A 20,863-nucleotide genomic window follows, 5' to 3' on the forward strand; every position below is an offset into this window, starting at 1 on the left:
AGGGTGTATTACAATTCCATAGAGTTTTTCAATCCAGGTGGTTTAGCTGATAACTTAACGATTGATCAGCTTCTTCGTGAAGATTACTCGCCATGGGCGCGCAATAAAAGGATATCTGCCACGTTCAAAGAAGCGCATTTTATTGAAAAATATGGGTCAGGCATCAAACGAATCCAAGAAGGCTTCGCATCCTATGGTCTGCGTCCCCCTGTCTTTGAAAATTTCCAGCACGGTTTTCGAGTTATTGTCTCATCAAAGCTACTTTTCGAATCTAATGAGGGAGTAAGTGAGGGAGTAAATCTACTATTTAATCAGATAAGAACTAATCCAGGAAAGCGTGCACCATTTTTAGTAAACGAGCTATTAGTTCCTGTCAAGATAGTAGAGCGGTGGCTCAAAATCTTAAGAGATGATCATAAAATCGAGTTTCGAGGAGCTCCTAAAAGTGGAGGATACTGGCTAAAATAGAAATCAATGATACTCTTAAGTGGCACCAATCGAACTCCTATTTTAGCATTTAAAAAAGTATCCTCACATCATTTTATTGAACAATACCTAAGGCTGCTCTGGCGGCATTGATATGATTATCGTCGTTGCACTCTACCGCAAAAGCGCCATATGCTAATGGAGCTGCAGCAGCCCTCTCTATAGATTGTTCGTAGAGCCTATCCCATATCGTTCCGCCTTGTTTAGCATACTCCGTTATCAAACTCTTCAGGCTATCCTCTCCAAAAACCGATACGTGACCAGAAAAGTCCAGTGCAGGATCACCCATATGCGCAGTAGACCAATCTATGATACCAGAGGTCTTACCTTCCTTCGAGGTTAAGACATGCCCTGCATAGAGATCGCCATGGATGAAACAAGTGAATTCAGGCCACAAAGGGTCATTGTCCAACCATCTACGGTATCTGTTTTCCAACGGCTCGCTGATACCTATCTCAGATTTCACCAAGTGGATACGGTCAGCTATTTCGGTCCTCAATTCACTTGGAGTCATTATTTTCAAGTTGCTCTTTCTCACATCGTCAGCTGTAATACGATGTAATTCGGCCAATGATTTTGCCAGAGACTCCACATAAGCTATGCTATCGCGATCTATGTTCCAAGAAACCTCATGTGTTATCGCATCGAATGTCAGAGCAGGCGCATCCTCCAGTAAAGGGTAGGCTATTAGGCGCTCCGATACAATTTTCCAATCAGGGACATTGATCGACAGGTTTCTTTTGGCTAAATCCAATATTCTACTTTCATTTTCGATTTGTTCAAGCATATCGCTTCTTCGAGGTATACGGAGTACCCAGTTCTCACCGTTTACTTCCTTTACAAAGGCAACTCTAAAGTCGATGCCCATCTCATTGACGCTCATCTCTTCCGAAATTCTCAGCCCATGCTCTAGGGCTAATGTTTGCATATCTTCGATTGTCATTTCTATACTGTTTTCTTTTATTAAATTGGTACCAGTTCCCCCGACAGGACATTCTGAATGTCATATACAGGTGTAACACTTTACCCATATTCTTTTCGTATGGATAACACTTCCCATCAGGGAACAAAAATCTGATACATGAATTAATTGTGAGACAGTAGACCTACTGTCGCATTGAAGCCATCTCGGCGACTATTTGATTAGGAAAACCAAGGCTTTGCCATCATAGCCTTATCATAGAAGTATAACATAGTTGTAAAGATAGAAAATTATTTTTTATTCATCCATGATGTTATTATTTTATAATAACATCATCTAAACATGTCCTGTCGCTCTTTTGTGCTGTGATATTTCATACCTATTAACTGCTTTCGTTTGAATTATACGACGTTCTACTCACAATAGGGCAAGGGTTACTCATTCCGTAGGATGCGGTTCACGTATAGGAAGAATAAACGCCCTTTTCACCCAAGTCCAACAGCTTTGGACCGCAGTTGACTCTTTCGACACCCCTGCGATGCAACCCAATCCGGCTGACGGGGAGCCAGCAACGCTGAAAATTTACCCTCCTCTTTCCCACTAGCGGCTCCTTTTCCGACAACCAGCACGGCGGATCCCTGCCGCGGCGCTGTGAACGCAGCATTTTGATTGGTATCGTTGGCCTTCAGGCTCGTCAGTCAAACAGACCCAGGAGCAGCTCAGCCGGTGGCGCCCGGCTTTCGGGTAACGCCCTGGTCCCGCTGGTTTCGGCTTTGTGCTTCAGGTGATCAAGGATCTGCTTGATCACTATAGGGTCTTCAATGCAGGCGATGACTTTCATGGCGCCGCCGCAGCCGCTGCAGGTCTCGATGTCGATATTGAAAACACGCTTGAGCCGTTGCGCCCATGTCATCGACGCTCGCCGTTGTGCTGGTGTTGCCGGTTCATCAGCCACCCTGACCTTGTTGCCCCTGCCCCGTTTTGCCGGCGTGACCAACGCCCGGTGCCGACTGTTGGGTGCGAACACCCCGTGGAAGCGGGTTAGGTTGACTCTGGGCTTCGGTACCAGGGCGGCCAGCCTTGCAATGAAATCCAATGGTTCGAAAATGACGTGCGTGGTGCCGTCCCGGTACGGCGTCTTGAGCTGGTAGCGCACGTTGCCGCCTCGTGTTAACGACAGCCGCTTCTCGGATACCGCCGGGCGGCTGATGTACCGGCACAGCCGTTCGAGCTTCTTGCGTTCATCGGCCCTGGCCGCCACGCCGGCGTGCAGGCTGGACCCGGCTACCTTGCCAATCCCGTCACCGAACGGATCACCACTGGTCGGCAGAGTTTGCAAAGTGAACACCTTTCGCCCCGCCTGTGAACCGACAGCGATACGGTAAGTGATCGAGTGCCCCAGCAGGGGTGTCATCGGGTCGTCATCCACCGCATCCGAGGCCAGATAGCTGTTTTCGACATCCCGTTCCAGCAGGCCTTGCCGTTCCAGATAGCGACCCACCCGGTGGGCGATGGTGTGCGTCAGCTGGGTGAGCTCTGGGCTGGTCGGCGCCTTGACCCAGCGGAAACGCGCTGAGCCGTGGGATTGCTCGACATACACACCGTCGAGAAACAGCATGTGGAAGTGAACATTCAGATTGAGCGCCGATCCAAAACGCTGGATCAGGGTGAGCGCGCCCGTCTTGGCCACTTGGTGGGTATGGCCCGCTTTCTTGACCAGGTGCGTGGCAATGACGCGGTAAACGATGCCCAGCACCCACCCCATGATCTCGGGCCGGCTGGCAAACAGGAAACGCAGCTGAAACGGGAAGCTCAACACCCACTGACGCATGGGTTGTTCAGGCAGTACTTCATCAACCAGCAAGGCGGCACTTTCGGCCATCCGCCGCGCCCCACAGCTCGGGCAGAAACCGCGACGCTTACAGCTGAAAGCGACCAGGTGCTCGGCGTGGCAAGACTCGCAGCGAACCCGTAGAAAGCCATGCTCCAGCCGCCCGCATTGGAGAAATTCTTCAAATTCCCGTTGCACATAGCCCGGCAATTCCTTTCCCTGCTCTGCCATAAGCGCAGCGAATGCCGGGTAATACTCGTCAACGATCTGATAGAGAAGGGTTTGCTCGGGTCGGTGGCTCTGGTAACGACCAGTATCCCGATCCCGGCTGGCCGTCCTGGCCGCCACATGAGGCATGTTCCGCGTCCTTGCAATACTGTGTTTACATACAGTCTATCGCTTAGCGGAAAGTTCTTTTACCCTCAGCCGAAATGCCTGCCGTTGCTAGACATTGCCAGCCAGTGCCCGTCACTCCCACTCAATAGTTGGCACAAAGTCCTATTCTAGGCACTACCATTACTTTACAACGCCTGAAGAAAAGAGGATATGTTTCCTTAACTGAATTACATTTACAACTTAACCCATCTCTTTGCGAACCGCCGAGTACGTGACCCGTACGCTCGGTGGTGTGAGAGGCGCACTCCGTCAGTTACTGGCGGAGCCGTCTACTCGATTATGTGCCGTTTTATTCCATTTTATACATTTAACAATTGCTGAAACGTAAAGTCGGGTTTAAACATTTCAATTTCGTTTTGAGTTGATTCTTCTTGTGCTTCTTTGCCATAGATAAACATTTGCTGTTCATAATTTTCAATAGCCTCTTCAATGCTGTTAAATTTCCCATTGGTCAGATTATCCGACAATATCAAGGCATCCATCAACCCGCTGTTTACGCCTTGTCCTGCAAAAGGAGGCATCAAATGAGCAGCATCTCCAATCATCGTTATGGGTAATGGACGCTTACTTTTCCAAGACTTACCTAAGGGAAATATTCGTGTCGCTAACCCTACAAAAGATGATGTCACACGAATCAGTTCTTTGTAGCGTTCGTCCCAATCGGAAAATTCTTTCAGAAGAAAATCAACGACACTATTTCTGTTTTGAAAATCTACCTGCGTTTGGTTTTTCCATTCATCAGGTGTTTTAAAACTTATTCCAAAATGCAATGCACCATTATTATTAGGATTCGCAAATAATAAATTACCTTGATGAGCAGCCATTAGCCGGTTTCCATTGCATAGCTGAAAAAATCCAGGACAGTTCACCTCTGGATGATGAATATCGGCTTGTATATTGAAAGTACCTGTTTCTTCAACTTCCGTGTCGGTAACAAATTTTCTTACTTTAGACATTCCACCATTGGCAATAATAACCAGATCTGCTGTTTCACTCGGTTTATTCTCAAAAGTTAGTGTCCACTTCTTCTTACCAGGTTCAAGCATAACAAGTTTTCTATCCCAAATAACCGTGTCGTTTTCTAAACTATTCAACAAGATAGCCCTTAAGTCATTTCTGTTTATTTCAGGATTGTCAAATCGATTTTCGGGCTTTACATTTTTTGTGGATAAAATATTGCCTTTTTCATCAGCAATATTTACACCCATTGGTAAGGCTAAGTCATAATAAGTTTGTAACAATCCCGCTTTTTTCATTGCTTCCTGACCTGAACCTTTGTGTAGGTCAAGGGTTCCACCAAAAATTCTTGCCTCTCGGTCGTTGTCTCTTTCGTAAACTGAAACGTCTATGCCGTTTTGCTGTAATAATTTTGCCATAGTCAGTCCAACGGGTCCACCACCAATTATTGCAACGTTCTTATCACTAAGTAAATTCATTTGTTTTTCTTTATTGCTCATTTATATGTTTTTCAATTCCGTCAATTATTGTTGTCCAATCTTCAAAGTGCAATTCGTGTCCTGTTCCTTCAAGAGTAATTAATTTCGTATTTTGTATTTTCTCAATTAATACACCAGCGTTTTTATAGTGCCAAATTTTGTCATCTGTTCCGTGAATTATCAAGGTTGGTTGATTTACTTCATTTAGTCTATTCCAATATTCTTCACTACCTTGCAATGTAGCGTGATTGAACATACTTATATAATTGTTTGCTCTATTGAACTCAGCTCTTATCAGCTTTTCACTTCTTTGTTTATCAAATTGTTTCTTGCCGCACATTAATTCTGCACCCTGAATTAAATAGTTTACCACACTGTCTTCATTTGACCAATCGACTGTGCCTGCTTTACCATGGAAATCTAAAATACGTGTGTCCATCTCAGGAATAGTTGGGTCCGAGTCTCCCCAAGGGCCTGTAGACATAAGTGTTAATGAGCTAACTCTATCGGCAAACTTTATAGCTGCTATTTGTGTAATTAGCCCACCTAATGACATACCCACAAAATGTGCTTTGTCTATTTCATAGCCGTCCAAAATTGCAATGGCATCATTTGTTAAGTCAACAATGTCGTATGGTGCTGAACCCGGCTCATAATTAGTGGATTTTCCTACATCTCTGTTGTCGTAACGAATAACAAAAAATCCTTTTTCAGATAATTGTTGGCAAAATTCAGTGTCCCAATACAGCATTGATACGGTTGCACCTGCTACCAAAAGGATTGCTGGATTTTTCTTATTTCCAAAACTTTCCGTACAGAGTTCAATGCCGTTTGTTTTAATTATTTTCTCTTTCATTTCTGTTTTCCTTTGTTTGCAACTGATTATTATCAGTCCTAAAATTAATATCCAAAGTAGTTTTTTTTTCATTTATCAATGTTTAACTGTTATGCTGGTATCTTTCACAATGCCCGCTAACTTATATATATACGAAACATTCTACTCTATTTCATACCCATATGGCAAGATAGGCGAATGTTTTTACTATTTTATTTCGCATTTTGAATTTCTCAAATATAAAAATTATTTTAACATTTTAGTACTTATAGTGCTTAATTATTTATGTTTCAAATCTTATGAAATCATATAATATATAAAAATATATGTATATATAAATATATTAAAGTTGTGTCAAATGTTAAAATTTAAAATTAACAGAAAAAGGAGTTTATAGTTAGTAAAAAATTTATAACTTGGGTTTTGAAAAAGAAAATCCATGAAAAAGAAATTAATTTATATGTCGATAGCGACCTTTGCTATCGCACAGAGTTCTATTGCTCAGAACCTTGATTTACAGACACCAGCAAACAATCTTAAGCAACAAATTTCATCAATATTTCCTATTGACGTATAGGAAGAATAAACGCCCTTTTCACCCAAGTCCAACAGCTTTGGACCGCAGTTGACTCTTTCGACACCCCTGCGATGCAACCCAATCCGGCTGACGGGGAGCCAGCAACGCTGAAAATTTACCCTCCTCTTTCCCACTAGCGGCTCCTTTTCCGACAACCAGCACGGCGGATCCCTGCCGCGGCGCTGTGAACGCAGCATTTTGATTGGTATCGTTGGCCTTCAGGCTCGTCAGTCAAACAGACCCAGGAGCAGCTCAGCCGGTGGCGCCCGGCTTTCGGGTAACGCCCTGGTCCCGCTGGTTTCGGCTTTGTGCTTCAGGTGATCAAGGATCTGCTTGATCACTATAGGGTCTTCAATGCAGGCGATGACTTTCATGGCGCCGCCGCAGCCGCTGCAGGTCTCGATGTCGATATTGAAAACACGCTTGAGCCGTTGCGCCCATGTCATCGACGCTCGCCGTTGTGCTGGTGTTGCCGGTTCATCAGCCACCCTGACCTTGTTGCCCCTGCCCCGTTTTGCCGGCGTGACCAACGCCCGGTGCCGACTGTTGGGTGCGAACACCCCGTGGAAGCGGGTTAGGTTGACTCTGGGCTTCGGTACCAGGGCGGCCAGCCTTGCAATGAAATCCAATGGTTCGAAAATGACGTGCGTGGTGCCGTCCCGGTACGGCGTCTTGAGCTGGTAGCGCACGTTGCCGCCTCGTGTTAACGACAGCCGCTTCTCGGATACCGCCGGGCGGCTGATGTACCGGCACAGCCGTTCGAGCTTCTTGCGTTCATCGGCCCTGGCCGCCACGCCGGCGTGCAGGCTGGACCCGGCTACCTTGCCAATCCCGTCACCGAACGGATCACCACTGGTCGGCAGAGTTTGCAAAGTGAACACCTTTCGCCCCGCCTGTGAACCGACAGCGATACGGTAAGTGATCGAGTGCCCCAGCAGGGGTGTCATCGGGTCGTCATCCACCGCATCCGAGGCCAGATAGCTGTTTTCGACATCCCGTTCCAGCAGGCCTTGCCGTTCCAGATAGCGACCCACCCGGTGGGCGATGGTGTGCGTCAGCGGCACTGTTGCAAATAACCACGAATGGTAAGCTGAAGACTGTTTTAGCTAAAGGTGCAGCATATGAATCCTTTCCATGGTCGGCATTTTCAGGGCGAAATCATTCTTTGGGCTGTGCGCTGGTATTGTAAATATGGCATTAGCTATCGTGAACTGCAGGAAATGCTGGCCGAACGGGGTGTGAATGTTGATCACACGACTATTTACCGTTGGGTTCAACGTTATGCTCCTGAAATAGAAAAACGTTTACGCTGGTATTGGCGTAATCCTACAGATCTGAGCTCGTGGCATATTGATGAAACCTATGTAAAAGTGAATGGACGATGGTCTTATCTGTATCGTGCAGTCGATCAACATGGCGATACCATTGATTTTTATCTTTCTTCTAGACGTAATACCAAATCAGCATATTGTTTTCTTGGAAAAATTTTAAATAATGTGAAGAAGTGGCAAATTCCACAAGTGATCAACACGGATAAAGTACCCACATATGGACGTGCTTTATCACGGTTAAAACGGGAAGGTAAATGTCCACCAGACCTTGAGCACAGGCAGATTAAGTATAAAAATAACGTGATTGAATGTGATCATGGCAAGCTAAAGCGGATCATCAGGGCCACATTAGGATTCAAATCTATGAAGACGGCTTATGCCACAATTAAAGGTATTGAAGTCATGCGTGCACTACGTAAAGGACAAGCATCGTCATTTTATTATGGTCAGCCTCAGGGTGAAGTGTGTCTAATCAACAGGGTTTTCGGTCTCTAAGTACTTTTTAAAGGGAACATCATCGACTCAAATCTCTATTTGCAACAGTGCCCAATATACCAAGACTCAATTGGTACAGATGCTTAAAGACAATGATGCTAGCTTAAGACAGGCTTATCCAAATCTTCAAGCAGCAAGCATTAATGAAGTAGAAAATAGCATTGATTTAGAGCTTTATGATCCAAAGCATACTGCAACCAACCAAACACAGGGTTTGAAATTACTGAGCAGTGAAAAACCTAGAACATTAACCAATGTCCCACTTAAAGTAACGACCACTAATATTCCATTAAGACATAGTGCCGCAGTAAGGGCAGCAGAAACCATGCTGATGGCGGATAGTACAACTTCAACCACTTTTTATAATTGTACAACAGGTTTTAATGTGAAAAACGCTGCGGGTACAAAATTTGCGACCACAGCGGCTCACTGTAAGAATTACAAAATTACTGTAGATGACCGCAAGACAACTGGCAATGATAATATTGCACTAACCTTTGTGGGAGACTTCTGGAATGGTAGTCAGGATTTCCAAACCATGAGTTTAGTATCATCTACACATACCTTGAACCCAGAATTTTTCGCCAGTGACAATGTGGTCAAAACTCTAACTGGTCGACGTACACAAGGTAACACACCTGTTGGTACGTATGTCTGTCATTATGGAATGAAAACTGGTTATAGTTGTGGTACGGTTCAGTCGACCGCATTTAAAGCATTTGGTACTGACAATAAATGTGGACCATCAGGGGCAGGTGTGTGTAATGCAACATGGGTAAAAGTTTCAGGTCCAACGTTGGATTGTTGGGGTGGCGATAGTGGTGGTCCAATCTTTATTGGAAGTGTGGCGGCAGGGTTATTATCTACTGCAACTTATCAAGGCACATGGAGTTCTTCCATGAAAGGTCAGGGGTATTGCGGAGGTGCCGCCAAACCTAATGGATATATGACCTATATGTCTACTGATGAACTCTATAAAGAGGGTTACTCATTATTATACGGACAATAACGATGACTAGAATATTTATACTGATGTTCGTCGTTGGACTTTTGAGCGCTTGTCATAAGCCTTCATCAGCCGATCAGTCCAAGATACAAGAATTACAAGTGATGTCCTTTAGTGAGCAGACCTTGGCGCAATTTTCTTGGGAATTAATCGAGGCAACAAATGCTAATAGTGAACGTATAGATTCATTATTTCTGGCTTCAAAACCTGACCAACCTATCACGCTAAAATTTGCAGAAAAGATGCTGTATATTGGGAATTTGTTTTGTAATATAAATTCGATTGGTATTCATTTTAAGGGCAATCATTTATATGCTGAACAACCAATTGTTGCCACAATGATGGGCTGTCCTGATGATATCAACTTACGTGAAAGTACGATGATAGATATTCTGGTGAATGCTCCCACATTATATCTTCAATCTCGTAAGGGGCAGGCACAACTGCTTATAGAAACACAAAAAAAAGAGAAATTGATTTTTAAAGGTGTTCAAGTCAACAAGTAGTCTAAATTCTTGCAGTACACTGATGAAAATCATAAGGTAAAGTTAGATATGAGGAAGCCCAATCATTTAGTTGGGCTTCTTTGTTTAAATATAATTTTAAGAGCCGGTAACTTATTTTCTGTAAGTTCCCTTTTACTATTTTTCTTTTGAGTATTTTATTAATCTAATTCTTTTACGCACTCAATAAGTATTACCACTATACCAACTCTTAGAAAGAGCTTTGAATTCCCTATTTAACATAATGGCTGTTATACGAAACGAGAGTGTTAGAACCCATTTAAAGTGTCTATATTCTCACCAATAAAAATGTCCGGTTTCTCCGAGGTAAAATATGACTTTTGAACAAAAATAAGCCATTGTTTATTCTTTTTATTTCCAACAAAATTCCAGAACTCATCTACTTCGAGAGATTCATAATGACTTTGCTGAGGCTGAATTTCATAGGTTGATTCAGTTAAAGTACGTAAAACTTTACCGATACTGATGCGCTCAACTTCAGCAATATCTCGTATACCGCTGCCTCTGACCATCAACTGTAATATTTTACGAGTAATACCTGACTTACATCCTAGATAGCTCAGTGCATGATCACCAATAAACTGACGTTTACAGTCTTTGCACTGATAGTTTTGTTTCCCATCTACTTTGATACCATTTTTCTTTATACTATCACTGAGGCAGGTTGGACATTTGATTGCTAGAGTTATTTGCATTTCTCTATTTTATCAAAATCCAATCGGCTTTTTCTTCAGCATACTTTTTGAAACACTACCAAATTTTAAAGTTGTATATCATGAAATTATTAAAAATATTGAGTTTAGTTTGCTTAAGCATAAGTATTGGGGCTTGTGCTGAGCATAGTATGAGTCGAGCAAAAACAAGTACAATTCCACAAGTGAATAACTCAATCATCGATCAGAATGTTCAAGCGCTTTTTAATGAAATCTCAGCTGATGCTGTGTTTGTCACATATGATGGTCAAAATATTAAAAAATATGGCACGCATTTAGACCGAGCAAAAACAGCTTATATTCCTGCATCTACATTTAAAATTGCCAATGCACTAATTGGTTTAGAAAATCATAAAGCAACATCTACAGAAATATTTAAGTGGGATGGAAAGCCACGTTTTTTTAAAGCATGGGACAAAGATTTTACTTTGGGCGAAGCCATGCAAGCATCTACAGTGCCTGTATATCAAGAATTGGCACGTCGTATTGGTCCAAGCTTAATGCAAAGTGAATTGCAACGTATTGGTTATGGCAATATGCAAATAGGCACGGAAGTTGATCAATTTTGGTTGAAAGGGCCTTTGACAATTACACCTATACAAGAAGTAAAGTTTGTGTATGATTTAGCCCAAGGGCAATTGCCTTTTAAACCTGAAGTTCAGCAACAAGTGAAAGAGATGTTGTATGTAGAGCGCAGAGGGGAGAATCGTCTATATGCTAAAAGTGGCTGGGGAATGGCTGTAGACCCGCAAGTGGGTTGGTATGTGGGTTTTGTTGAAAAGGCAGATGGGCAAGTGGTGGCATTTGCTTTAAATATGCAAATGAAAGCTGGTGATGATATTGCTCTACGTAAACAATTGTCTTTAGATGTGCTAGATAAGTTGGGTGTTTTTCATTATTTATAAGAATTAGAAGTTTGAGGTTAATCTATTTTTGGTAGTGTTTCAAAAAGTATGCTGAAGAAAAAGCCGATTGGATTTTGATAAAATAGAGAAATGCAAATAACTCTAGCAATCAAATGTCCAACCTGCCTCAGTGATAGTATAAAGAAAAATGGTATCAAAGTAGATGGGAAACAAAACTATCAGTGCAAAGACTGTAAACGTCAGTTTATTGGTGATCATGCACTGAGCTATCTAGGATGTAAGTCAGGTATTACTCGTAAAATATTACAGTTGATGGTCAGAGGCAGCGGTATACGAGATATTGCTGAAGTTGAGCGCATCAGTATCGGTAAAGTTTTACGTACTTTAACTGAATCAACCTATGAAATTCAGCCTCAGCAAAGTCATTATGAATCTCTCGAAGTAGATGAGTTCTGGAATTTTGTTGGAAATAAAAAGAATAAACAATGGCTTATTTACGCCTATCATCGAGAAACAGGTGAAATTGTTGCTTATGTTTGGGGTAAACGAGATTTAGCTACAGTCTAACAATTGAAGACAAAGCTTAAACAATTAGATATTCACTACACCCGAATTGCAAGTGATCATTGGGACAGTTTCATCACTGCTTTTAAAAATGGTAAGCAAAGTATTGGTAAATTTTTTACTGTAGGTATTGAAGGCAATAATTGCAAAATAAGGCATAGAATTAGGCGTAGCTTCAGAAGAAGCTGTAATTTTTCAAAAAAGCTTGAAAACCATTTTAAAGCTTTTGATTTAGCCTTCTTTTCTTTTACATCAATAATGGCTTCATTTAAAGGCAGCATACTTTTTGAAGCACCACCAAAATTTTATGTTAAGTAGAGACTAAAAATGCCCTTGATTAAGGGCTTACAAGGGCATTTTGTATAAGGTGTATTATGTTAATTTTAGAATTTCTTCATTATCTCGATAGGTATAGTAGAGTGATATCTCGATAGGTATAGTGTTTTGCAGTTTAGAGGAGATATCGCGATGCATACGCGGAAGGCAATAACGGAGGCGCTTCAAAAACTCGGAGTCCAAACCGGTGACCTCTTGATGGTGCATGCCTCACTTAAAGCGATTGGTCCGGTCGAAGGAGGAGCGGAGACGGTCGTTGCCGCGTTACGCTCCGCGGTTGGGCCGACTGGCACTGTGATGGGATACGCGTCGTGGGACCGATCACCCTACGAGGAGACTCTGAATGGCGCTCGGCTGGATGACGAAGCCCGCCGTACCTGGCTGCCGTTCGATCCCGCAACAGCCGGGACTTACCGTGGGTTCGGCCTGCTGAATCAATTTCTGGTTCAAGCCCCCGGCGCGCGGCGCAGCGCGCACCCCGATGCATCGATGGTCGCGGTTGGTCCGCTGGCTGAAACGCTGACGGAGCCTCACGAACTCGGTCACGCCTTGGGGGAAGGATCGCCCGTCGAGCGGTTCGTTCGCCTTGGCGGGAAGGCCCTGCTGTTGGGTGCGCCGCTAAACTCCGTTACCGCATTGCACTACGCCGAGGCGGTTGCCGATATCCCCAACAAACGGTGGGTGACGTATGAGATGCCGATGCTTGGAAGAGACGGTGAAGTCGCCTGGAAAACGGCATCGGATTACGATTCAAACGGCATTCTCGATTGCTTTGCTATCGAAGGAAAGCCGGATGCGGTTGAAACTATAGCAAATGCTTACGTGAAGCTCGGTCGCCATCGAGAAGGTGTCGTGGGCTTTGCTCAGTGCTACCTGTTCGACGCGCAGGACATCGTGACGTTCGGCGTCACCTATCTTGAGAAGCATTTCGGAACCACTCCGATCGTGCCTCCGCACGAGGCCGTCGAGCGCTCTTGCGAGCCTTCAGGTTAGAGGCCGTCGACAATGATAATCTGGATCAACGGACCTTTCGGCGCCGGAAAGACGACGCTCGCTAAGCGGCTGCGCGATCGGCGTTCCAAATCGCTGATCTTTGACCCCGAGGAAATCGGGTTCGTGGTGAAAGAAACGGTCCCCATGCCAGCGAGCGGAGACTATCAGGATCTCCCCTTGTGGAGGGGACTTACGATCGCGGCGGTCAGGGAGATTCGAAGGAATTACTCGCAGGACATCATCATCCCAATGACGCTCGTGCACCCGGACTATCTGACTGAGATACTCGACGGGGTAAGGCGGATCGACGATCAGCTGCTGCACATCTTTCTGACGCTCAACGAGGACCTATTGCGTCACCGGATCGCGAACCAGACCATGCATCCTGACCCGAATCGAAATGCGGAGATTCGAGAGTGGCGATTAGCGAATGTCGCCCGATGCTTGGCCGCAAGGGAACGGCTTCCATGCACAACCCGTGTTCTCGATAGTGGTGCACACACCAGCGATGAACTCGCAGCGATGGTGCTCGACGGAATCGATGGGCGCACCTGATCGCCTTCGACGCCTGCGCAAAGCGTAGCGCGAGGGTGGCGGGCTCACGACCAAACGCCCAGAGGTCGATCATCGCAGGGATGTTTGGCTTTGTGGTGCGGACGACGGGACTCGAACCCGTACTCTCACAGAGAAGCAGATTTTCGTACCACCTCGACTTTCGCCGCCGTCTGATGACGTTCGTGGTCTGGACTGTCCCTTCGCCATTGCCCGAAGGCTTTAGGCGCCGCCCGTCCAGTCTCTACACCTTCCCCCGAAGGGGCTTGGCTCGGGATTGGCTTAGGGTATTGCCCGTTAGCGTTCCCCGACTTTGAGCGGTTCTACTCCGCGGATTTCCCCGCGGGCACTCCAATTTTAAAGTCTGCTGCGTCTACCGATTTCGCCACGTCCGCCTTTTTTCGCCGTTCCTAGCGCTCGTGCGATGCACCTATGTTGCACCTAGCGCCGAATCGTTCTTCGTCATCCTGAAAAACCACGTCTCCTAAAGCCTTGCATAGCTTATCTTTTCTCCACCACGAACTTTTTTGGGCACTGTTGCAAATAGTCGGTGGTGATAAACTTATCATCCCCTTTTGCTGATGGAGCTGCACATGAACCCATTCAAAGGCCGGCATTTTCAGCGTGACATCATTCTGTGGGCCGTACGCTGGTACTGCAAATACGGCATCAGTTACCGTGAGCTGCAGGAGATGCTGGCTGAACGCGGAGTGAATGTCGATCACTCCACGATTTACCGCTGGGTTCAGCGTTATGCGCCTGAAATGGAAAAACGGCTGCGCTGGTACTGGCGTAACCCTTCCGATCTTTGCCCGTGGCACATGGATGAAACCTACGTGAAGGTCAATGGCCGCTGGGCGTATCTGTACCGGGCCGTCGACAGCCGGGGCCGCACTGTCGATTTTTATCTCTCCTCCCGTCGTAACAGCAAAGCTGCATACCGGTTTCTGGGTAAAATCCTCAACAACGTGAAGAAGTGGCAGATCCCACGATTCATCAACACGGATAAAGCGCCCGCCTATGGTCGCGCGCTTGCTCTGCTCAAACGCGAAGGCCGGTGCCCGTCTGACGTTGAACACCGACAGATTAAGTACCGGAACAACGTGATTGAATGCGATCATGGCAAACTGAAACGGATAATCAACGCCACGCTGGGATTTAAATCCATGAAGACGGCTTACGCCACCATCAAAGGTATTGAGGTGATGCGTGCACTACGCAAAGGCCAGGCCTCAGCATTTTATTATGGTGATCCCCTGGGCGAAATGCGCCTGGTAAGCAGAGTTTTTGAAATGTAAGGCCTTTGAATAAGACAAAAGGCTGCCTCATCGCTAACTTTGCAACAGTGCCACATCAAGGCCCGATCCTTGGAGCCCTTGCCCTCCCGCACGATGATCGTGCCGTGATCGAAATCCAGATCCTTGACCCGCAGTTGCAAACCCTCACTGATCCGCATGCCCGTTCCATACAGAAGCTGGGCGAACAAACGATGCTCGCCTTCCAGAAAACCGAGGATGCGAACCACTTCATCCGGGGTCAGCACCACCGGCAAGCGCCGCGACGGCCGAGGTCTTCCGATCTCCTGAAGCCAGGGCAGATCCGTGCACAGCACCTTGCCGTAGAAGAACAGCAAGGCCGCCAATGCCTGACGATGCGTGGAGACCGAAACCTTGCGCTCGTTCGCCAGCCAGGACAGAAATGCCTCGACTTCGCTGCTGCCCAAGGTTGCCGGGTGACGCACACCGTGGAAACGGATGAAGGCACGAACCCAGTGGACATAAGCCTGTTCGGTTGGTAAGCTGTAATGCAAGTAGCGTATGCGCTCACGCAACTGGTCCAGAACCTTGACCGAACGCAGCGGTGGTAACGGCGCAGTGGCGGTTTTCATGGCTTGTTATGACTGTTTTTTTGTACAGTCTATGCCTCGGGCATCCAAGCAGCAAGCGCGTTACGCCGTGGGTCGATGTTTGATGTTATGGAGCAGCAACGATGTTACGCAGCAGGGCAGTCGCCCTAAAACAAAGTTAACTCGAGGGAGAAATCGTGAAGTTATCACTAATGGCTGCCAAGTCGAAGAACGGTATTATCGGTAATGGACCAGATATTCCATGGAGCGCCAAAGGCGAGCAACTTCTATTTAAGGCAATTACATATAATCAATGGCTTTTAGTTGGACGCAAAACTTTTGAGTCAATGGGCGCTCTCCCAAATCGAAAGTATGCAGTTGTAACTCGCTCTAATTTTTCTACGAATGATGAGGGTGTAATGGTTTTCTCCTCAATTCAGGATGCCTTAATAAATTTAGAGGAAATCACGGATCATGTTATCGTTTCTGGTGGTGGTGAAATATACAAAAGCTTGATTTCCAAAGTAGATACTTTGCATATTTCAACAGTCGACATCGAGCGAGATGGAGACATAGTTTTTCCTGAAATCCCAGATACATTCAAGTTGGTATTTGAGCAAGATTTCGAGTCTAACATTAACTATTGTTATCAAATCTGGCAAAAGAGTTAACAAGCGCCTGCAATCTGACCTCCGGTTACTGTCACCTTTTTTTGCGGTGGAGCTGCAAAAAAGGCGCCATTAACCTCCGGCAGTTGAGGCGGGCGTTAGCCATATTATGGAGCCTCATGCTTTTATATAAAATGTGTGACAATCAAAATTATGGGGTTACTTACATGAAGTTTTTATTGGCATTTTCGCTTTTAATACCATCCGTGGTTTTTGCAAGTAGTTCAAAGTTTCAGCAAGTTGAACAAGACGTTAAGGCAATTGAAGTTTCTCTTTCTGCTCGTATAGGTGTTTCCGTTCTTGATACTCAAAATGGAGAATATTGGGATTACAATGGCAATCAGCGCTTCCCGTTAACAAGTACTTTTAAAACAATAGCTTGCGCTAAATTACTATATGATGCTGAGCAAGGAAAAGTTAATCCCAATAGTACAGTCGAGATTAAGAAAGCAGATCTTGTGACCTATTCCCCTGTAATAGAAAAGCAAGTAGGGCAGGCAATCACACTCGATGATGCGTGCTTCGCAACTATGACTACAAGTGATAATACTGCGGCAAATATCATCCTAAGTGCTGTAGGTGGCCCCAAAGGCGTTACTGATTTTTTAAGACAAATTGGGGACAAAGAGACTCGTCTAGACCGTATTGAGCCTGATTTAAATGAAGGTAAGCTCGGTGATTTGAGGGATACGACAACTCCTAAGGCAATAGCCAGTACTTTGAATAAATTTTTATTTGGTTCCGCGCTATCTGAAATGAACCAGAAAAAATTAGAGTCTTGGATGGTGAACAATCAAGTCACTGGTAATTTACTACGTTCAGTATTGCCGGCGGGATGGAACATTGCGGATCGCTCAGGTGCTGGCGGATTTGGTGCTCGGAGTATTACAGCAGTTGTGTGGAGTGAGCATCAAGCCCCAATTATTGTGAGCATCTATCTAGCTCAAACACAGGCTTCAATGGCAGAGCGAAATGATGCGATTGTTAAAATTGGTCATTCAATTTTTGACGTTTATACATCACAGTCGCGCTGATAAGGCTAACAAGGCCATCAAGTTGACGGCTTTTCCGTCGCTTGTTTTGTGGTTTAACGCTACGCTACCACAAAACAATCAACTCCAAAGCCGCAACTTATGGCGGCGTTAGACATCATGAGGGTAGCGGTGACCATCGAAATTTCGAACCAACTATCAGAGGTGCTAAGCGTCATTGAGCGCCATCTGGAATCAACGTTGCTGGCCGTGCATTTGTACGGCTCCGCAGTGGATGGCGGCCTGAAGCCATACAGCGATATTGATTTGTTGGTTACTGTGGCCGTAAAGCTTGATGAAACGACGCGGCGAGCATTGCTCAATGACCTTATGGAGGCTTCGGCTTTCCCTGGCGAGAGCGAGACGCTCCGCGCTATAGAAGTCACCCTTGTCGTGCATGACGACATCATCCCGTGGCGTTATCCGGCTAAGCGCGAGCTGCAATTTGGAGAATGGCAGCGCAATGACATTCTTGCGGGTATCTTCGAGCCAGCCATGATCGACATTGATCTAGCTATCCTGCTTACAAAAGCAAGAGAACATAGCGTTGCCTTGGTAGGTCCAGCGGCGGAGGAACTCTTTGATCCGGTTCCTGAACAGGATCTATTTGAGGCGCTAAATGAAACCTTAACGCTATGGAACTCGCCGCCCGACTGGGCTGGCGATGAGCGAAATGTAGTGCTTACGTTGTCCCGCATTTGGTACAGCGCAGTAACCGGCAAAATCGCGCCGAAGGATGTCGCTGCCGACTGGGCAATGGAGCGCCTGCCGGCCCAGTATCAGCCCGTCATACTTGAAGCTAGACAGGCTTATCTTGGACAAGAAGAAGATCGCTTGGCCTCCCGCGCAGATCAGTTGGAAGAATTTGTTCACTACGTGAAAGGCGAGATCACCAAGGTAGTCGGCAAATAATGTCTAACAATTCGTTCAAGCCGACGCCGCTTCGCGGCGCGGCTTAACTCAAGCGTTAGATGCCAGATTTGGCGTTGCGTATGCTCACAGAAAATCGACAGCCGCAAGACTGTTTTTGGCAACTCATAGCCACCACTATTTATCCTTCATACCGTAGAGGAGATTGCACGTGAAGAACTGGCTCTTTCTGGCTATTGCAATATTTGGTGAGGTCGTCGCAACTTCCGCACTGAAGTCCAGCCATGGATTCACCAAGTTAGTTCCTTCTGTTGTAGTTGTGGCTGGCTACGGGCTTGCGTTCTATTTCCTCTCTCTCGCACTCAAGTCCATCCCGGTCGGCATTGCTTATGCTGTTTGGGCTGGCCTCGGCATCGTACTTGTGGCAGCTATCGCTTGGATCTTCCATGGCCAGAAACTAGACTTGTGGGCGTTCGTTGGCATGGGACTTATCGTTAGTGGCGTCGCCGTTCTAAATCTGCTATCCAAGGTCAGCGCACATTGATCGGGCTGGCATCTAACAGTTCATTCAAGCCGACGCCGCTTCGCGGCGCGGCTTAATTCAGGTGTTAGTCGGACGCCTACGGCGCCGAGGAAAAAAGAAACCAAACCATTCTTGCTGCCAAAGAGAAAAACCCCTTACGGTGGCGTACTGGGAAAGTGCGTATCTACGACGCCTTGCCGGTCTCAATGTCATGCCGTCCTCTTTCGAAGGCTGCTTGATGCAAACCTCTCAAAAATCTGGCATAAACTATCTTGACATATTCCGATTGAACACCTTCCGAATATCAGCGGCTATCAGCGGGATCTCATCTTTTTTCGTGACGTAGGAGTGGGCATTCTGCTGCAGATGAAACTGGCAGCGTTGCCACAGAATTCCAGGGAAGACAGCATCGATTGCCGCGCGCAGTCCTGAGTGGTCATCACTGGTGATCATTCGCAGGCCGTGCATCCCTCGTCGTACGAGACCCTCGAGAAAGGAACGCCAGTTTACCTCTGCCTCACTGTTCGCGACTTCGGCGTCAAGAATATGCCGATTCCCGCTGTAATCAACGCCAATAGCCACTAGAAGCGCCTGCTTGACCACATGGGAACCGACGCGAACCGATTCATAGGTCGCATCAAGTACCAAGTATTGAATCTGTCCGACAGGCTGCGCCTTCCAAGACGTAATCTCTTCATCGAGCTCCTTTGCCAGCCTGCTGACCTGGGACGAGCTGACTTCGGTGCCACAAAGAATTTCGACGATATCCGAGACCCTGCGGGTACTTACTCCTTTGACATACATTTCGGCGATGGCGAGCTTGAGAGCACGCTCACTGCGCATGCCTTTCTCGATGCAGCTGGGATAAAACTCCATCCCGCGAACTTGTGGTACTTTCAAGAGGACTTTCCCGGTCGCAAGATTGAATATTGGATTATTTGGATTTACCAACAAACACTACTATTTAGCTACGAAAACTCAAGAGAAGTACACAAAACCTTTTGGAAGTGATGGAAGTTTAAGTCCTCTTGATTATAGTGTAGGTATTGGAACAGGTTTAGAATTAGGACATTTCCAGTTTATGTTTGGCTATGATTACCCTCTTAGTAACAGTTCGAAAGATCCAGACCTAAGTCAAGTACGCCAACACAACTTCAGAGCAAGTATAGCATATTCATTTAGAAAGCTAAAAAAATAAAACTAACCTAGGGCTTTGGATATTTTCAAGGCATCTGATAAAGACTTAACATCATGGGTGCGGAGATAATCTGCACCTTTTTTGTATGCATACATTTCTGCTGCAAGAGTTGGTGCTAAACGAGATTTCACATCGGTTCCAGTTATTTTACCTAAGAATGATTTCCGTGACACTGCAATCATTACTTGCAAATTAAAAGCTTCTTGAATTTCAGGGAAACGCTTCAAAACAAGAATAGATGTTTCTGGATTAGAGCCTAAAAAGAAGCCCATACCCGGATCAAGAATAATTCGTTCACGCTTTACACCAGCCTCAACTAAAGCAGCAATTCTTTCTTTAAAAAATTCCATCATGGAAGTAAAAACCTCTTCCGGATTCGTTTCAACTTTAGTAGCTGCACCAATTCGCTGAACGGAGTGCATCAACACAAGTTTGCAATCTGACTTTGCCAAGCCTGAATAAATCTCAGGATAAGGAAAACCTTGAATATCATTAATAAAATCAACCTTTTGTTCTATGCAAAAACTCTGAACCTCAGGTTTAAATGTATCAACAGAAATAGAAATGCCTTTTTCTTTTAAAGCCTTAATGACAGGTTTGAGTCTTTTGATTTCTTCCACAACGCCCACTTCAGTTGTATCAGGATTACTGGAAGCGGCTCCCAAATCAATCACATCTGCTCCATCTTCAACCAAATGCAGAGCATGCTCAATTGCCTTATCTGTATCTAAATAAAGTCCTCCATCGGAAAAACTATCGGTGGTTATATTTACGATTCCAAAAATCTTGCTCATATCATTTTGCTTTGATTACAAAAGTAGCATTTATCTTAATTGACTAATTATCACTTACGCAAATTGACAC

18 protein-coding genes and 5 pseudogenes are annotated in these 20,863 nt (G+C 45.5%); 14 read left to right on the plus strand and 9 right to left on the minus strand.

The window, feature by feature from the left end:
* Positions 1-3 precede the first annotated feature (3 nt).
* Entirely contained in the window at positions 4-468 is a 465-nt protein-coding gene (locus ACVLR6_RS14535; RefSeq protein ID WP_071830580.1) for an ATP-binding protein, read from the plus strand.
* 73 nt (positions 469-541) lie between these two features.
* Here ACVLR6_RS14535 and mph read toward each other — a convergent pair whose 3' ends face one another.
* From mph to ACVLR6_RS14560, 5 genes and pseudogenes are all read right to left on the minus strand, one after another.
* Positions 542-1,429 (minus strand): Mph(E)/Mph(G) family macrolide 2'-phosphotransferase, encoded by an 888-nt coding sequence (gene mph, locus ACVLR6_RS14540; RefSeq protein ID WP_071830579.1) that lies wholly within the window; start codon positions 1,427-1,429, stop codon positions 542-544.
* Positions 1,430-2,102: 673 nt separating this feature from the next.
* Positions 2,103-3,596 (minus strand): IS91-like element ISCR2 family transposase, encoded by a 1,494-nt coding sequence (locus ACVLR6_RS14545; protein WP_180175424.1) that lies wholly within the window; start codon positions 3,594-3,596, stop codon positions 2,103-2,105.
* 338 nt (positions 3,597-3,934) lie between these two features.
* Complete coding sequence (locus ACVLR6_RS14550) at positions 3,935-5,092, minus strand: tetracycline-inactivating monooxygenase Tet(X4) (RefSeq protein WP_094309310.1); 1,158 nt, start codon at positions 5,090-5,092, stop codon at positions 3,935-3,937.
* Positions 5,082-5,999, minus strand: a complete 918-nt coding sequence (estT, locus tag ACVLR6_RS14555; protein WP_094309312.1) for a macrolide hydrolase EstT — start codon at positions 5,997-5,999, stop codon at positions 5,082-5,084. The genes ACVLR6_RS14550 and estT overlap by 11 nt, the downstream gene beginning before the upstream one ends.
* A 711-nt stretch (positions 6,000-6,710) precedes the next feature.
* Positions 6,711-7,541 (minus strand): annotated as a pseudogene (locus tag ACVLR6_RS14560) (IS91-like element ISCR2 family transposase); the annotation flags it as partial.
* 63 nt (positions 7,542-7,604) lie between these two features.
* Here ACVLR6_RS14560 and ACVLR6_RS14565 point away from each other — a divergent pair.
* The 3 genes from ACVLR6_RS14565 to ACVLR6_RS14575 all read left to right on the plus strand — a co-directional run bounded on the left by ACVLR6_RS14565 (position 7,605) and on the right by ACVLR6_RS14575 (position 9,821).
* Positions 7,605-8,309, plus strand: a complete 705-nt coding sequence (locus ACVLR6_RS14565; RefSeq protein ID WP_180185153.1) for an IS6-like element IS1006 family transposase — start codon at positions 7,605-7,607, stop codon at positions 8,307-8,309.
* 79 nt (positions 8,310-8,388) lie between these two features.
* Positions 8,389-9,318 (plus strand): S1 family peptidase, encoded by a 930-nt coding sequence (locus ACVLR6_RS14570; protein ID WP_257229551.1) that lies wholly within the window; start codon positions 8,389-8,391, stop codon positions 9,316-9,318.
* A gap of 2 nt (positions 9,319-9,320) precedes the next feature.
* Complete coding sequence (locus ACVLR6_RS14575; RefSeq protein ID WP_074163995.1) at positions 9,321-9,821, plus strand: META domain-containing protein; 501 nt, start codon at positions 9,321-9,323, stop codon at positions 9,819-9,821.
* A 344-nt stretch (positions 9,822-10,165) separates the two neighbouring features.
* Here the strand turns inward: ACVLR6_RS14575 and ACVLR6_RS14580 are convergent.
* Positions 10,166-10,534: pseudogene (locus ACVLR6_RS14580) on the minus strand (IS1-like element ISAba3 family transposase); the annotation flags it as partial.
* A gap of 80 nt (positions 10,535-10,614) precedes the next feature.
* Between ACVLR6_RS14580 and ACVLR6_RS14585 the strand changes: the two are divergent.
* From ACVLR6_RS14585 to ACVLR6_RS14605, 5 genes and pseudogenes are all read left to right on the plus strand, one after another.
* Entirely contained in the window at positions 10,615-11,457 is an 843-nt protein-coding gene (locus tag ACVLR6_RS14585) for a carbapenem-hydrolyzing class D beta-lactamase OXA-58 (RefSeq protein WP_002002480.1), read from the plus strand.
* 90 nt (positions 11,458-11,547) lie between these two features.
* Positions 11,548-12,254 (plus strand): annotated as a pseudogene (locus ACVLR6_RS14590) (IS1 family transposase).
* 196 nt (positions 12,255-12,450) lie between these two features.
* Positions 12,451-13,311 (plus strand): aminoglycoside N-acetyltransferase AAC(3)-IId, encoded by an 861-nt coding sequence (aac(3)-IId, locus tag ACVLR6_RS14595; RefSeq protein ID WP_000557454.1) that lies wholly within the window; start codon positions 12,451-12,453, stop codon positions 13,309-13,311.
* Positions 13,312-13,323: 12 nt separating this feature from the next.
* Positions 13,324-13,866, plus strand: a complete 543-nt coding sequence (locus ACVLR6_RS14600; RefSeq protein ID WP_000587837.1) for an AAA family ATPase — start codon at positions 13,324-13,326, stop codon at positions 13,864-13,866.
* A 590-nt stretch (positions 13,867-14,456) separates the two neighbouring features.
* Positions 14,457-15,161: an IS6-like element IS26 family transposase gene (locus ACVLR6_RS14605; protein WP_001067858.1), complete on the plus strand. Its 705-nt coding sequence runs from the start codon at positions 14,457-14,459 to the stop codon at positions 15,159-15,161.
* A gap of 53 nt (positions 15,162-15,214) precedes the next feature.
* Here ACVLR6_RS14605 and intI1 read toward each other — a convergent pair.
* A pseudogene (intI1, locus tag ACVLR6_RS14610) lies at positions 15,215-15,751 on the minus strand (class 1 integron integrase IntI1); the annotation flags it as partial.
* Between the two features lie 155 nt (positions 15,752-15,906).
* On the opposite strand from intI1, the gene dfrA16 reads away from it, so the two are divergent.
* The 4 genes from dfrA16 to qac all read left to right on the plus strand — a co-directional run bounded on the left by dfrA16 (position 15,907) and on the right by qac (position 18,822).
* Positions 15,907-16,380, plus strand: coding sequence for a trimethoprim-resistant dihydrofolate reductase DfrA16 (gene dfrA16, locus ACVLR6_RS14615; protein WP_032490158.1), 474 nt, complete (start codon positions 15,907-15,909; stop codon positions 16,378-16,380).
* 164 nt (positions 16,381-16,544) lie between these two features.
* A complete protein-coding gene (locus ACVLR6_RS14620; protein WP_001931474.1) occupies positions 16,545-17,411 on the plus strand; it encodes a PSE family carbenicillin-hydrolyzing class A beta-lactamase CARB-2 in 867 nt (288 codons plus the stop codon).
* Positions 17,412-17,528: 117 nt separating this feature from the next.
* Positions 17,529-18,320 (plus strand): AadA family aminoglycoside 3''-O-nucleotidyltransferase, encoded by a 792-nt coding sequence (locus ACVLR6_RS14625; protein WP_455996228.1) that lies wholly within the window; start codon positions 17,529-17,531, stop codon positions 18,318-18,320.
* Between the two features lie 169 nt (positions 18,321-18,489).
* The gene (gene qac / locus ACVLR6_RS14630; protein WP_000800531.1) at positions 18,490-18,822 is read left to right on the plus strand and encodes a quaternary ammonium compound efflux SMR transporter QacL; all 333 of its coding nucleotides are present in this window, start codon (positions 18,490-18,492) and stop codon (positions 18,820-18,822) included.
* A gap of 264 nt (positions 18,823-19,086) precedes the next feature.
* Here the strand turns inward: qac and ACVLR6_RS14635 are convergent.
* Positions 19,087-19,725, minus strand: a pseudogene (locus ACVLR6_RS14635) (IS256 family transposase); the annotation flags it as partial.
* Here ACVLR6_RS14635 and ACVLR6_RS14640 point away from each other — a divergent pair.
* The gene (locus ACVLR6_RS14640; RefSeq protein ID WP_109023896.1) at positions 19,724-19,999 is read left to right on the plus strand and encodes a hypothetical protein; all 276 of its coding nucleotides are present in this window, start codon (positions 19,724-19,726) and stop codon (positions 19,997-19,999) included. The pseudogene ACVLR6_RS14635 and the gene ACVLR6_RS14640 overlap by 2 nt on opposite strands.
* 2 nt (positions 20,000-20,001) lie before the next feature.
* Here the strand turns inward: ACVLR6_RS14640 and sul3 are convergent, their stop codons facing one another.
* Complete coding sequence (sul3, locus tag ACVLR6_RS14645; RefSeq protein ID WP_000034420.1) at positions 20,002-20,793, minus strand: sulfonamide-resistant dihydropteroate synthase Sul3; 792 nt, start codon at positions 20,791-20,793, stop codon at positions 20,002-20,004.
* Positions 20,794-20,863 lie beyond the last annotated feature (70 nt).

Source organism: Acinetobacter sp. T63, from assembly GCF_053852345.1.